Below are 14,048 nucleotides of genomic sequence, written 5' to 3'. Positions count from 1 at the left end.
GAATCTACATTTTTTCGGTCGTTTGTCTGCTCTGGTGCCGGTCGGCGGCGGCCTGATCCGCCGCGAAGTCGGCGAATCCCGCCATGGCGCGGGCCAGGGTGCGTGCGGCCGTGGTGAGGTCGTCGAGGGCCACCCACTCGTCGGCGCCGTGCGCCTGACGGATCGAGCCCGGCCCGTAGACGACGGTGGGAATGCGCAGGTCGTTGCGCAGGAAGCGGGCGTCGGAGCCGAGATACAGGCCGACGAAGCCCTCGTTCGGCCCGGCGTCGGGCCGACAGGCGTCGACGAAGTCCGGGAAGGGGTGCGGGAGCGGCAGTTCGGAGCCCTCGCAGAAGAAGGTGGGGATCACCCGGTAGTCGACGTCCGGGCAGGCCGCGTCGATCATCCGCACGATCGAGGCGTGCACGTCCTCGGCGCTCTCCCCGGGCAGCGTGCGCCGGTCGATGGTCAACGCGCAGCCCGGCGCGATCACGTTGGCGGCGACCCCGCCGCGCACCATCGCGACGTTGCAGGTCGGGCTGCCCAGCAGCGGGTGCGGGCGGGGGTGGAAGGGGGCCAGATGCAGCGCGGTGGTGATCCGCGCCGCGTCCGCGACGGCGGAGCGTCCGCGAGCCGGGTCGCCGCCGTGCCCCGCCGTGCCGGACACCTCGATCCGGGCCTGCCAGGAGCCGCGCTCGGCCACCGCGATCCGCAGCTCGGTGGGCTCGGGGACGATGCACGCGTCGGCCCGGACCAGGCCGGCGGCCACCAGTTCGGCCGTACCGTGAGTGCCGCCGGTCTCCTCGTCGGCGACGAGGTGGAAGACGATGTCGGCGCCGAGCTCGACGCCGGAGTCGAGACAGGCGCGCAGTCCCTCGATCGCCGCGGCGATGCCGCCCTTCATGTCCGCCGCGCCGCGCCCGATCAGGCGTCCGTCGCGCACGACCCCGTCGAACGGGGGCACCGTCCAGTCCGCCTCGGCGACCGGTACGACGTCCACATGGCCGTTGATCAGCAGGGTCGGCCGGCCCGGCGCGCCGCCGCCGTGGGTGGCGAGCACCGAGGGCCGCCCGGACCGCGAGGTGAACACGTGTGTGTCGCAACCCAGCGCGTCGAGCAGGTCCGACAGCGCCGGTACGGCCGCCGACTCGCGGCCGGGCGGGTTCCGGGTGTCGATGCGCACCAGGGCGGCGGCGGTCTCGCGCACCCGGTCGGCTCGGACGAAGTCCTCGACCGGCGGGCGCGACCCGTTCGCGTTGCCGGCTCGGGCCGGCCTCACGGTCGCACCTCGACCTTCGGCAGGATCCCGACCCGGGCCAGGCCGCGGGCGAATTCGCCCAGTTGCGGCCGGTCGGCGACCAGCTCGGCCAGCAGCGCGCGGCCCGCGTCGGCCTCGCCGCAGCGCAGCAGGATCACCGCCCGCCACAGGTCCGCCTCGGCATTGCCGCCGAGGCCGGCCCCGGCCGCCGTGAGCGCCCGGACCGTCTCGTGGGCCTCGGCGGCGGTGATGCCCGCCGCGTCGCCGATCACCAGGGGCGGGGCGAACAACGCGGCCCCGATCGTGCGGAAGCCCTCGTGCACGGGCAACAGGCGGCGCAACTCGCGTACCGGATCGGCATGGTCGTCGACCCGGATGTCGGCGAGCACGTGTCGCCAGGGCCGCTCGCCGCGCACGCCGTCGACCACCTTGACCACCGCCGACTGCGATCCCCGGGCGTCGCCGCCGGCCCGCTCGCCGGCCTCCAGGGCGGCCACCAGTCGATCCGTGTGCGCCGACGCCGACGCCGACGCCGCGTCGCGGTGTGCGGCGACCATGGCCCGGCACACGTCGTCCGAGGCCAGCATGTTGCCCACCGCGGCCACGCCCTCGCCCCGGGCGACGCCGGTGTGCGGTGCGCAACGGCCGCCGGTGAAGCACGCGTACGCGCCGGTGGCGTCCATCACGATCGCCTGGCGGTAGTCGGCCAGCGGATCGCCCGCGACCAGCGTCCGCAACACGTCGTCGGGCGTGGCGCCGGCCCGGAGCAGGGCCAGCCCCTCGTGCGGCCAGTCGGTGTTGGCGAACGCCTGGCTGACGACCACACCGACGCCGGCCTCGGCATCGCCGACGACGGAGCCGACGGCGAAGAAGTGCGACTGGGAGGCGAACCCGAGGGAGCCGTCGTGCGGATGGAAACCCACTATCGAATAGGTCATCGCGATCTCCGATCTGTGATGTGTGCCGGGCCGGCAGGGCGTCGCGGGGCCGCCCCGGCGGCCGAACCGGGACCTCGGGCGGGTCCCGGTTCGGCCGCCGCGGGTGTCACCCGGCGGACCGGGCCCGGATCAGCGGGAGCAGGTCGCGGGAGAGGCGGTCGACCTGCGCCGTGCCGTCCTCGCCGGGGAGCAGGCACAGCGCGACGCAGTCCGCCCCGGCCTCGGCCAGTGCGCCGATCCGCTTCGCGCAGTCCGCGGGTGTGCCGACCACCGCCAACTCGTCGAGCCACGCGTTCGGAATGGCGCGTACGGCGTCGTCGAAGTCGAGCGCGGCCAGTGCCTCGGCCTCGTCCGCGATGCCGTGCGCCTCGGTCATCGGATTGCGCGGCCCGGCCAACAGGTAGAGCCCGAACAACTCGCGCAACCGTTCGCGGGCGATCGTGGCATCGTCGTCCATCGAGCAGAGTACGTACGCCACCAGGTCGTGCTCCGGACCGCCGCCGCCGGCGGCGACGGTGCGGGCCGCCCACTCGACGTAGCGCGTCCCGGCGAGGACGGAGAGCACCGTGCCGTCCGCGGCGGCGCCCGACATGGCCAGCGCCTTGGGACCGCCCACGCCCGCCAGGATCGGCGGCACGACGGTGGGCGGATGGGCCAGTTGCACCTCGCGGGCCCGATACGAGGACGCCTCGACGGTCAGGGTGTCGCCCGCGAGCAGCGTGCGCAGCGCGGCGATGACGTCCCGGACCGAGGACAGCGGGGTCTTCGAGCGAATCCCCATCTGGTCGAGCCAGTCGGGGACACCCGCGCCCACGCCCGCCCTGAGCCGACCCGGGTACAGGCCGGCCAGGGTCGCCAACTCCATGGCCAGGAGCGCGGGATGGCGCGAGGTGGTGGGCACGATGCCGATGCCGACCGGGAGTCGGGTGGCGGCCAGCACGGCGCCGGCCGCGGCGATGGCGCCGGTGTAGAAGTAGTCTTCGCCGACCCACAGTTCGTCGAAGCCGCCGCGCTCGGCGGCCTCGGCCGCCGCGACGATCTCGGCCGGGTGTTGGGAACTGCCCAGGACCAGGGAGATGCGTGGGGAACCCGGAGTGACGGTCATGGTCAGACGCCCTTCGGGAGCGGGTTCCACGGCACCTTGCCCAGGCCGCGGCTGTTGGTGGAGTCGGCGAATCCGGGCCGGGTCTCGTCCGGGTCGGGCAGCGCGGTGATGTGGGTGTGCCACATGCGCCACTCGGGCGCGCCCGTTCCGTTGTCGCGGTGGTAGATCTCGGTGGCCCGGCCGATGGTGGCGTCGACCGAGTCCGCGGTCCACTCGCCGCCGTCGAGCATCTCCGCGTCGATGGTGAACTCGCAGGCCAGCCAGGCGGTGTCGCCGCGGACCTCCAGGCGCATGATCTCGGTCCGCAGGCCGCCCGGCTGGGCGATGATCTCGCGGTACCACTTCCACAACGCGACCTTCTCGGTCATGTCGAAGTAGGGGTGGCCGTTGAAGTTGAACATCAGATATTCGTCGCCCGGGGACGGGAACACCTCGACCATGCGGTCGATGTCCCAGCCGATGTTCGACTCCCACCACTGCTTGTGCAGCCTGAGGATCTCGGCGATGTCCGCCTTCGGCGCGGTGCGCTCGGCGAACGGGGTTTCGGTCATGATCGGCTTCCTGTTCCGGTGATGGGGTCTCGATCGTGGGCGCGGTGTTCCCGGGTGCCGTCGATCAGCGAGGCGAGGTAGGCCGCGACCCGGTTGGGGGCGGTGTACATCGGCAGGTGTCCGTGCTCGACGATGACCGCGAGCCGGCCGCCGGTGAGTTCGGCGAAGGCCCGGGAGTCCTCGACGGGACAGCCGAGGTCGCGGTCCCCGACGATGGCCAGCGTCGGGCAGCGCAGTCCCGGCGCGGCGTCCAGTCCGGCGGCCGCCGCGGCCGCCGTCCAGACGCGCGCCGCCTCCGCGTCGGAGTCGACGCCGATGTCGGCGGCGACCTCGGCCACCAGGACCTCGTCCAGGCCGGGTTCGCTCGCCAGGATGTCCAACACGGCGTTGCGCGCACCCCTGGCGGCGACGGCCGCGAGGAATTCCCGCGAGGCGGCCGGCTCGGCCGGGCGGAAGGCCCCGCCGACCGTGGCGACGCTCGCCACCCGGTCCGGGTACGCGGCGGCCAGTTCCACCGCCACGGCCGCGCCGACCGAGGCGCCCACCACGTGCACGCCGCCGACCTCGCGGGCGTCCAGCAGTTCGACGCACTCGCGCACCCAGCCGGCCAGGTCGTACTCGGCGCGGCGGCCCGAACACCCGTGTCCGGACAGGTCGACGGCCAGACACGTCCACTCGGCCGGCACCGCAGCCAGGACCGCCCGCCAGCAGCGGGCCTGCAGATTGGCCGGGTGTACGAAGAGCACCGTCGGGGATCCGGGAGTGCTGCCGGGTCTGAGCAACGCCGACCCCGAGCCGGTACCGAAGGCGATCCGTTGCACGGACGACATTTTGGGCTTCCCCTCTCCGCTTGGGGCGCCATAGTTACAGTAACGATGTAAGTTTGTCGAGAGTCGGGACGACGTCCGGCCTAGACTCCCGAGCATGAATTGGCGAAGCATCGGCGATGTCGCCGCCGAGGTCGGGGTCAGCCCTCAGACGCTCCGGGCGTGGGAGAAACAAGAGCTGCTCGTGCCGGACCGCACGGCCGGCGGCCAGCGCCGTTACGGTCCCGAACACGTGAGCCGGGCCCGGCGGATCGCCGATCTGCGGCAGCGGCACGGCTGGAATCCGGCCGCCATCCGCACCTCGTTGAGCGGTCCCGACGACGTCCCGGCGCCGGAGGAGCCCGCCGACGGCGGTCGGCTGCGCCGCGCCAGATTGGCCAGTGGCCTGTCCCTCAAGGAACTCGCGGCGCTGACGGACACCTCGGTGTCGCACCTGTCCTCGATCGAACGCAGCGTCGAGCGCGCCTCGACCCAGTTGATCGCGCGCATCACCGACGCGCTCGGGGTTCCGATGAGCAGTCTGGCGTCGTTCACCCGGACCGACGCGAGCGTGGTGCGCGCCGACGAGCGTGCGACCGTGGTCCTCGAAGGCGGCGTGCGGTGGGAGGAACTCCTGCGCCCCGGCCACGACCTCGAACCGGCCCTGCTGTCCATCCCACCGCACGGCTCCAGCGGTGGTCCCTACTCGCGTCCGGGCGAGACCTTCGCCTTCCTGATGTCCGGCACGCTGCGCTTTCGGGTGGGCGGCGGGCTCGGCGACCACGCGCGGGTCGCCGAACCGATAGACGTCGCCGAGGGCGACTCGGTCTCCTTCCCGTCCCGGACGCTGATCTCCTGGGAGAACATCGGCCGCAAGACCGCCCGCGCGATCTGGATCGAGGTGTTGTCGCCCAACGCCTGGTCGGACCCGATGACCCGGCGCATCATCCGGGCGGCGTCGGGATTCACCGCGCCGGACCCCGACCCCGCCGCCGAGCCGGCCGGGGGAGCCGGCCCCGGCTGATCCGGGCCGACCTACCCCGGTTCGACGTCCGGTGGCGGCGGCGTCGCCGACGGGCCCGGCGACTCGCCGGCCGGTCGTTCGCCCGGCAACCAGCGCAACGCGAACCACAGTTCCATCCGCACGTCCGGGTCGTGCAGGTCCAGGTCGAGCAACTCGGCGATCCGGCCGATGCGCTGGCGGACGGTGTTGCGGTGCAGGTCGAGCGCGGTCGCGGTGCGATCCCAACTGCCGTGGTGGGCGAGCCAGCTGCGCAGGGTCTCCAACAGCACGTGGTATCCGGGCGAGGGCGCGCCGGCCAGGGCCGCGAACCGGGCGCGGGCCAGCGCGGTCGCGTCGGCGGCGGGCACCAGCGAGTGCACGCTCAGGTCCTGGTCCCGGTGCCGCCCGGCGGGCACCCCCGCCGCGAGGGCGTGCCGCAGCGCGCGTTCGGCCTGATTGGCCGCCACCGCCAGGTCGGCCGTCGCGGACGGGGCGCTGAAACCGAGCGTCCAGCCGAGCCGATGCGCCGCCGCCGGATCCGCCGCGGGCGCCCCGGGCGTGGTGGGCACCAGGGCGTACACGTCCCGGCCGCGCAGATCCAGATACGGCGTGCCCAACGCGGTTCCCAACGCGGCCAGTTGCACCGGATCCCGGCCCGCCCCCGCGCCCGCCGCCGGACCCGACCGAGGCCGGCCCAGCCGACCGCGCACCACCACCCAGCCGGCGCCCGGCGCGGCCGGCAGCAACAGCGCGGCCACTTCCTGCGGCGACTCGCCGAGCATCAGCCGCACCAGCGCGGCCGAACTGTCGCTGTCGCCGCCGAGCGCATGGCGAGGACTGGTCAGCAGCGACAACAACACCGCCGCCACCGCGGTCACCGAGTGCTGGACCGCGGTCGGCGCGGTGGCCGCGACGACCCCGATCGCGGGCGGCGCCGCGCCGCCCTCGGCACCGGGCAGCGCGTGCACGGTCAGATGCAGCCCGTCGTGGTGGTCCGCGGCCGTGGTCGGCGCGAGCCGCCCGCGCCCGGACCCGCCGGCGCGCGACTGCGCGATCGTGCGCACCATCAGCGCGCGCAGCCGCTCCGGCGCGGCCGGCCCCGGCCGCGCCCCCGCGGCCACCAGCTCGTTGCCGGCCGGATCCAGCAGCACGGTCCACGCGTCCAACTGCACCGCGAGCCGATTGAGCACCGACCGCAGCGCGTCGGCCCGCACCGCCGCGGTGACCAGCGCGCCCTGGGCCCGACTGATCCGGCGCAGGTCCCGATACCGCGACTCGGTCATCGCGGCGTGCGCGGCCCGACTGACCGCCACGAACGGCGTGCCGTCGGGCACCCGCAACAACGGCAGCCCGTGCCGATCGCAGGACTCGACCAACGCGGCGGGCACCTCGTCGTAGACCGGCACCAGACCGAAGCCCAGGGCACTGGCGCCCGCCCGGGCGATCCGCCCGGCGTACGCGTCGATGCCCTCGGCGGTCTTGGGCAGGGGCACCCCGGCGGTGAGCAGGAGTTCGCCGCCGATCAGATACGGCGTCGGATCCTCCAACTCGGTCACCCCGGTCGTGGACACCGGCCGATCCTCGCGCGGACCGGCGATCTGGCGCAGCCCGAGCGTCGGATCGGCGAGCAACACGCTCAGCGGGACGCTCGGCACATCGGGACCGGCCGCGAGGTCCGGGACGTCGGGGGCGGCGGAAGAGGAGTCGACCGACGGCATGGCAACACCTCCTGGCCGGACGATTCATCTATTTTGAATCATGATAATGGACAAAAGAGCCACTTCACCGGTGTCCGCACCCGGACGTAGGTTCATACCCATACGGCGAACGGCCGACGTGCCGACCCCGGCCCGACGACCATCGCCCACCGCGCCGCCTCGGCCCGCGGCCCCGGCCCCGAGCCGCACCCGCGCCGCACCCATCCTTCGCACCTTCCCGCTCCGCAGGCGATTCCTGCCGTCCTCGCGAGGTCCTCCGCCATGAGTTCCACCACCGCCCGCGGCCCCCTCGACCCCGCCCACGTCCCACGCAACGGCGGCGACCTGGTCGTCGAATCCCTGGTCAACCTGGGCGCGGACCGCGTCTTCGGGGTGCCCGGCCAGCACGCGCTCGGACTGTTCGACGCGCTGCGCCGCTCCGCGCTGGAATACGTCGGACTGCGCGTGGAGAACAACGCGGGCTTCGCCGCGGACGGCTATGCCCGCGCCGCCGGCACCGTGGCCCCGCTGCTGTTGTCCACCGGCCCCGGCGCGCTGACCGCGCTGCCCGCCCTGCAGGAATCGGCTGCCGCCTCGGTGCCGGTCCTGGCCGTCTCCAGCCAGATCCCCTCGGCCGGCCTGGGCCGAAGGCGGCGCGGCTACCTGCACGAACTCCTCGATCAGCAGGCGAGCTTTCGCGACGTGGTCAAGTCCGTGCACCTGGTGGGCGCGGCCTCGCAGATCCCCTCGGCACTGGCCGCGGCCTGGGAGTCCGCGCTGACCCCGCCGTACGGTCCGGTGTGGGTGGAGATCCCACAGGACGTGCTGCTCGCCCCGACCGAGGTGCCCCGGGTGACCGGGCTGCGGGTGCGCCCGAGGGTGCCGTGCGCCCGACCCGAACTGCTCGCCGAGGCGGCGGCGATGCTGGTCGCCGCCGAACGGCCGGTGATCCTGGCCGGCGGCGGCGTGCTCCGGGCCGGCGCGAGCGCGGAACTGTTGCGCCTGGCCCGGCTCCTGGACGCGCCGGTGGCCTGCACGTTCGGCGCCAAGGGCGCCTTCCCGTGGGAGCACCCGCTCTCCCTCCAGTCCTGGTTGGAGGACCGGCACACCACCGAACTCCTGGACGACGCCGACGTGTTGCTCGTGGTCGGCTCCGGACTGGGCGAACTGTCCAGCAACTACCACACGCTCGCCCCACGCGGCCGGATCATCCAGATCGAGGCCGACCCGGGCAAGTTGGAGGCGGCCCATCCCGCCTTCGGCATCCACGCCGACGCCCGGAGCGCGCTGGCGGTGCTCGGCGACTCGGTGTCGCCCCGCTCGCCCGGACCGGGCGCCAAGATCGCCCGCGCCCTGCGCGACCGGGTCGCCGCGCGGATCGCGGAACAGGGCCTGGACCTGGAACAGGGCGTACTCGCGGCGGCGCGGGCCGCGCTTCCCGACGACGCGCCGGCCTTCTTCGACATGACCATCCTGGGCTACTGGGCCTGGTCGGCCTGGGACGCCCGGCGCCCCGGCACGATGCACTCGGCCCAGGGCGCGGGCGGGCTCGGCTACGCCTATCCGGCCGCGCTGGGCGCCGCCGCGGCCGATCCCACCCGCCCGGTGCTGGCGGTCTCCGGCGACGGCGGCGCGATGTACTCGATCGCGGAACTGGCCACCGCCCGCCAGGAGAACCTGAACGTGACGTGGCTGATCGTCGACGACGGCGGCTACGGAATCCTGCGCGAGTACATGACGGACACCTTCGGCGCGGCGACCGGGACCGAACTGGCCCGTCCCGACTTCGTCCGGCTCGCCGAAGCCTTCGGTGTCCCGGCCACCCTCAGCAGCCCCGGCCGACTGGGCCGCGACCTGGCCCGGGCACTGGCCGCACCCGGCCCCCGGGTGGTCGTACTCCCGGCCCTGCTTCGGATGTTCGCCCCCACCCACACCCGAGGGAGCGAGGGCCGATGAGCACGCACCCCGGCATCGGCACCGACCCCACGCACCCGAGACCAGGCCCCGGCCAGGCGAGGAGCACCACCATGAGAACCGAAGAACAACTCCCGGCGGGGGAGCCGGCCGCCCCCGGCCTGAAGGCGAACGCCATCGGCCTGCCCGGCGCCATCATGCAGTCGGTGACCACGATGTCGCCGGCCATCACGGTGGCCTTCACCGTGCCCTTCCTGGCCGGCACCGCCGGCACCGCGAGCCCGCTGGTGGTGCTGCTCGCCGCCGTGGTGTCCTACCTGCTCGGCTACACGCTGGCCCAACTGGCCCGGCACATAACCTCCGCGGGGACGTACCACAGTTTCGTCAGTCGACTGCTGGGCCCGCGTTGGGGATTCCTCGCCGCGTGGGCGTACCTGCTGTTCTATCCGGTCGCCACCGCGATGTTGTGCGGGCTGTTCGGCTCCACCCTGCATCGGGTGCTGCTGAGCGAATACGGCTGGGACGTGCCGTGGTGGGCGCCGATGATGCTGCTCCTGGTGGCCATCGCGGCCCTGGCCTACAAGGGCGTCGAACTGGCCGTGGGCGTGACCGTGGCACTGGGCGTGTTCGAGATCGTGGTGATGGTCGCGCTCTCCGTGTGGGGTCTGTGCCAACCCGGCGACGGCGGTACCAGCCTGTCCTGGCTCACCGGCAGCGGGGCACCCACCGGCAACGGCTTCTTCCTCGGCTTCGTGTTCAGCATCTACACCTACACCGGCTGGGACGCGGCGGCCTCGCTGGGCGAGGAGACCTCCGACCCGCGCCGCAACATCCCCAGGGCGGTGCTGGGTTCGATCGTCATCCTGGGCGTGTTCGTGGTGCTGACCACCTGGGGGCAACTGGCCGGCTGGGGCACGCGCGACATCCAGGGGCTGGTGGACTCCGAGCAGATCCCGGTGTTCGTGCTCGCCCACAAGTACTGGGGCGCGCTGTGGTTCCTGGCCCTGCTGGCCCTGCTCAACTCGATCATCGGCGGCGCCATCGCCTGCATGAACGCCTCGGCCCGGTTCATGTACGGGATGGCCCGATCCGGCGCGCTGCCCGGGCCGCTCGCCCGGCTGAGTCGGCATCAGACGCCGGCCGCGGCGATCGGGGCGCAGACGGTGATCAACGTCGTGGTCGGACTGGCGATGATCGCCACGGTCGGTCTGTACAACGTCTACGCGTTCACCGGGCTGATGTTCACCTTCGCGCTCGCCGTGGTGTACGTGATGGGCAGCGTCGCGGTGTGGCGGATGTATCGCACGATGGCCCGGCACGAGTTCCACCCGGTCAAGCACGCCGTGGTGCCGTTCCTGGGCAGCGCCGCGCTGATCCTGGTGGCCTACGAGTCGCTCGACCCGCTGCCGGAGAGCCCGTTCGTGTGGGCGCTGCCGGTGGTGGTCGTGTGGATGGTCGCCGGCGTGTTCCTGCTGCTGGTGCGCCGGCGCGGGCTCGACGACGAGTCGCCGGCGTCCGTGAACGGGGTGGTGTCCCAATGAACGCCAAGGGCCTGCGGGTCGTGGTCACCGGCGGTTCCGGTCGGGTCGGCCGGTACGTCCTGGCCGAACTCGCCGACGCGCACGACGTGCTCAATGCCGACCTCACCCCGCTCGCGGGCGGCCCGGACGTCGGGTACCGCCGCGTCGACATCCTCGATCCGGCCACCCTGGCCCCGGCGTTCGCGGGCGCGGACGTGGTGGTCCACCTCGCCGGGATCGACTACGACCTGGTCGACGACGCCGGCACCTGTGTGCGGGTGAACACCGTGGGCTGCTGGAACGTGTTGCAGGCCGCCCGCGAACAGTGCGTCGCCCGGGTGGTGGTGTGCTCCAGCATCGCCGCCACCGGGCTGCACGAACTGCACGCCGACCGGCCGCCGACCCGGCTGCCGATCGACGACGACGAGCCGATCCGGCCGGTGGACGCGTACGGCATAAGCAAGGCGCTGGTCGAGGTGATCGCGCGCGGGTTCGCCGATGCGAGCGGGCCGGAGGTGGTGTGCCTGCGTCCGTGCGCGGTGGTCTTCCCGGAGAACCTGCACACCTTCGTGCACCCGTCGGCGGACGGCCCGCGCACGCTGCACGACTACATCACCGCCGAGGACCTCGCGCGTGCCTTCCGGGCCGCCGTCGAGACCCCGGCGCCCGGCTTCGGGCCGTATCTGCTCGCCGCCGACGACTGCGCGCACCCCGACCCCACGCTCGACTGGTACGCCCGCGACGTGGGCGAGTTGCCCGCCGACGTCGACGCGGAGCGCTTCGCCCGCGATCCGCACGCCGGCGCGGTGCGTACCGACGCCGCGCGTGCGGCGCTGGGCTGGGCGCCGCGCGGGCGCTTCGCCGACCTGATCGCCCGGAACGCCTACACCGTCACCCTCGACCAGCGGAGGACCCCATGACCGATCGGACCCGGCTGCGTGACCTGACCGGACCCGAGATCGCCGAACGGGCGGCGCACGAGGTGTTGTTCCTGCCGCTCGGCTCGATCGAACAACACGGCCCGCACCTGCCGGTGGACACCGACACGCACATCGCGGAGCGATTCGCCGCCGCCACGTGCGCGCGCACCGGCGGGCTGGTGGCACCCGGATTCACCTACGGGTCCCGATCCCGGCCGATCAGCGGCGGCGGTGAACGATTCCCCGGCACGGTCTCGCTCACCGCCGGCACGCACAGCGCGCTCGTCGCCGACCTGGTGGTCAACTACGCCCGGCACGGACACCGGCGGATCGTGCTGGTCAACGGCCACTTCGAGAACACCGCACCGGCCGTCGAGGGGGTCGACCTGGCGCTCGAACGCGGGGCCGAGGCAACCGTGTTGGTGGTGAACTGGTGGGAGGTCGTCGGCGCGGACGCGCTGGATTCGATCTTCGCGGGCGAATTCCCCGGCTGGGAGGCCGAGCACGCCGGTGTCGTCGAGACGTCGCTGATGATGCACCTGGACCCGGCTCGGGTGCGCGCCGACGCGATCAGTCCGCTGACCGTGTCGATCACCCCGCCCCCGTACACGGTGTTGCCGGAGCGGCCGGGCCTGGTCGACCCCTCCGGGGTGTTGCGCACCGCGCACGGCAGCTCGGCCGAGCTGGGCGAGGCGCTGTTCACGAGCACCACGGACGCGCTCGCGGCGGTGGTGGAGGCCGAGTTCGGCCCGCACGCGGGGCGGGGCCGATGAGCACGCCGGGTCGGGAGCGGCAGGGGCCGGCGCCGGTGGCCGTGGTCAGCGGCGCGGCGGCCGGCATCGGACTGGCCTGCGTGCGCGAACTGCGGCGGCAGGGCTGGCTGGTGGCGGGCTGCGACCTCCGGGTCGGCGACGCGGCGGACCTCGACGCGGTGGTCGATGTCGCGGACCCGCTCGCCGTCGCGCGGTTCGTCGACCGGGTCGGCCGCGAACTCGGGCCACCCGTAGGGGTGTTGAGCGCGGCCGGCTATGTCGAGGAGATCCCGCTCGACGCGATCTCGGGCGCGGCCTTCCGGCGCATGCTCGGGGTCCACCTCGGCGGACTGCACCATCTGACCCGGGCCACCCTCCCGGGAATGGTGCGCGGCGGTGGCGGGGCGATCGTCGCGGTGGCCTCCGAACTGGCCATCGCCGGGGGCGAGGACGCCGCGCACTACGTGACCGCCAAGGGCGCCCTGCTCGGGCTGACCCGGGCACTGGCGGCCGAGCTGGCGCCCGACGGCGTGCGGGTGAACGTGGTGGCCCCCGGTCCCACCGACACCGCGATGTTGGCCGCGGGCACGGTCTGGCGCGACCCGGCCTACCTGGCCACGCTCCCCACCGGGGCGCTGGTGCAACCGGAGGAGATCGCGCTCACCGCGGCCTTCCTGCTGTCCGGCCGCGGTGCGCTCACCGGGCAGGTCGTCTCACCCAACGCGGGAACGGTGATCTGATGCACTCCTCGAACCACGCCGTGCTCGTGGGCCTGCCGGCCGACCTCGACCGGGCCACCGCACAGGTGTTGCGCGCCCGCGGCGCCCGGGTGACCTCGTCGCGGGTCGAACCCGACGGTGTGCTGCGGCCGGCGCCCGACCTCTTCGTGATCGGCTCGACCGCGCCGCGGCCGGCCGCCGCCTTCTCGGACATCGACCCACAGACCTGGTGGGCCGAGGTCGAGGGCCGGTTGTCCGCGCTGTTCGCCCTGGTCCGGGCGGCGGGACGAGAGCTGACCGGCGCGGGCGGGGGACGGATCGTGCTCGTGCTCGACGCGCGCGGTCTGGCCGGTGCGGCCGGGGCCACCGTCGACGCGACGGTGGGCGCGGCGGCGATCGCGCTCACCAAGTCGCTGGCCCGCGAACTGGGGCCGGCCCACATCGCGGTCAACGCCGCCGCCGTCTCGGCTCCACCCGAACCCGGCTTCACCACCCCCACACCCCTCCACATCGCCGAGACCATCGGCTTTCTCGCCAACCCCCATCTGCCCTCCCTGACCGGCCAGATCATCCCCTGCACAGGCGGCACCATCCGCACCCGGCCCTGACCCCCCGTCCTCGAACGCGACACCACCCCGAACGCGCCGTGCCGGCGCGTTCGGGGTGGTGTCGCGTCTTTCGGCCTGTCCGGGCGTGGTGCCGGGCGGGCCGTCGCGTCGGCTTCGTCGCCGGTGCCGCCGCCGTGCCGCCGCGCCCCGCCCTCGTGCACGACGTCGGCACCGGTGCCCGTGCCGCGGGGTGGGTCGGGCGGTCGTGTGGGACCTGGATGGGACCGGTGGCCCGGGTGCTTGGGACATGGGGCGGCCTAGCGTGACCGATGTCCGGA

Annotated in this window: 13 protein-coding genes; 7 read left to right on the top strand and 6 right to left on the bottom strand. The window is 73.7% G+C overall.

Translation table 11 applies throughout. From position 1 onward, the window contains the following. Positions 1-4: 4 nt before the first annotated feature. The 5 genes from ABZ374_RS16730 to ABZ374_RS16710 form a co-directional block, all read right to left on the bottom strand. Positions 5-1,258, bottom strand: a complete 1,254-nt coding sequence (locus ABZ374_RS16730) for a M20 family metallopeptidase (protein WP_360311506.1) — start codon at positions 1,256-1,258, stop codon at positions 5-7. Beyond that, entirely contained in the window at positions 1,255-2,175 is a 921-nt protein-coding gene (locus tag ABZ374_RS16725; protein ID WP_360311504.1) for a DUF1028 domain-containing protein, read from the bottom strand. Before ABZ374_RS16725 ends, ABZ374_RS16730 begins: the two co-directional genes overlap by 4 nt. A 106-nt stretch (positions 2,176-2,281) precedes the next feature. Beyond that, on the bottom strand, positions 2,282-3,280 hold the full coding sequence (locus tag ABZ374_RS16720; RefSeq protein ID WP_360311502.1) for an LLM class flavin-dependent oxidoreductase: 999 nt from the start codon (positions 3,278-3,280) through the stop codon (positions 2,282-2,284). Between the two features lie 2 nt (positions 3,281-3,282). After that, positions 3,283-3,831, bottom strand: a complete 549-nt coding sequence (locus tag ABZ374_RS16715; protein ID WP_360311500.1) for a nuclear transport factor 2 family protein — start codon at positions 3,829-3,831, stop codon at positions 3,283-3,285. Continuing rightward, a complete protein-coding gene (locus tag ABZ374_RS16710) occupies positions 3,828-4,652 on the bottom strand; it encodes an alpha/beta hydrolase (RefSeq protein ID WP_360311498.1) in 825 nt (274 codons plus the stop codon). Before ABZ374_RS16710 ends, ABZ374_RS16715 begins: the two co-directional genes overlap by 4 nt. Before the next feature lie 103 nt (positions 4,653-4,755). Here ABZ374_RS16710 and ABZ374_RS16705 point away from each other — a divergent pair, with 103 nt between their 5' ends. Further along, positions 4,756-5,661 carry a MerR family transcriptional regulator gene (locus tag ABZ374_RS16705; protein WP_360311496.1) on the top strand — a complete coding sequence of 302 codons (906 nt, stop codon included), beginning with the start codon at positions 4,756-4,758 and terminating at the stop codon, positions 5,659-5,661. Positions 5,662-5,672: 11 nt separating this feature from the next. Here the strand turns inward: ABZ374_RS16705 and ABZ374_RS16700 are convergent, their stop codons facing one another. After that, entirely contained in the window at positions 5,673-7,358 is a 1,686-nt protein-coding gene (locus ABZ374_RS16700) for a PucR family transcriptional regulator (protein WP_360311494.1), read from the bottom strand. 261 nt (positions 7,359-7,619) lie between these two features. On the opposite strand from ABZ374_RS16700, the gene ABZ374_RS16695 reads away from it, so the two are divergent. The 6 genes from ABZ374_RS16695 to ABZ374_RS16670 all read left to right on the top strand — a co-directional run bounded on the left by ABZ374_RS16695 (position 7,620) and on the right by ABZ374_RS16670 (position 13,770). Then, the gene (locus tag ABZ374_RS16695; RefSeq protein WP_360311492.1) at positions 7,620-9,293 is read left to right on the top strand and encodes a thiamine pyrophosphate-binding protein; all 1,674 of its coding nucleotides are present in this window, start codon (positions 7,620-7,622) and stop codon (positions 9,291-9,293) included. 71 nt (positions 9,294-9,364) lie between these two features. Then, entirely contained in the window at positions 9,365-10,792 is a 1,428-nt protein-coding gene (locus tag ABZ374_RS16690; protein WP_360311490.1) for an APC family permease, read from the top strand. After that, positions 10,789-11,691, top strand: a complete 903-nt coding sequence (locus ABZ374_RS16685) for an NAD(P)-dependent oxidoreductase (protein ID WP_360311488.1) — start codon at positions 10,789-10,791, stop codon at positions 11,689-11,691. Before ABZ374_RS16690 ends, ABZ374_RS16685 begins: the two co-directional genes overlap by 4 nt. After that, positions 11,688-12,464, top strand: coding sequence for a creatininase (locus tag ABZ374_RS16680; protein ID WP_360311486.1), 777 nt, complete (start codon positions 11,688-11,690; stop codon positions 12,462-12,464). Before ABZ374_RS16685 ends, ABZ374_RS16680 begins: the two co-directional genes overlap by 4 nt. Continuing rightward, on the top strand, positions 12,461-13,183 hold the full coding sequence (locus ABZ374_RS16675; protein WP_360311484.1) for an SDR family oxidoreductase: 723 nt from the start codon (positions 12,461-12,463) through the stop codon (positions 13,181-13,183). The genes ABZ374_RS16680 and ABZ374_RS16675 overlap by 4 nt, the downstream gene beginning before the upstream one ends. Next, positions 13,183-13,770: an SDR family oxidoreductase gene (locus ABZ374_RS16670; protein WP_360311482.1), complete on the top strand. Its 588-nt coding sequence runs from the start codon at positions 13,183-13,185 to the stop codon at positions 13,768-13,770. The genes ABZ374_RS16675 and ABZ374_RS16670 overlap by 1 nt, the downstream gene beginning before the upstream one ends. The last annotated feature ends 278 nt before the right edge of the window (positions 13,771-14,048 follow it).

It is taken from the genome of Embleya sp. NPDC005971, assembly GCF_040629175.1.
GTDB lineage: Bacteria > Actinomycetota > Actinomycetes > Streptomycetales > Streptomycetaceae > Embleya.
The sequence above is the reverse complement of the archived record's forward strand: the minus strand, read 5'-3'. Positions and strand labels throughout refer to the sequence as shown.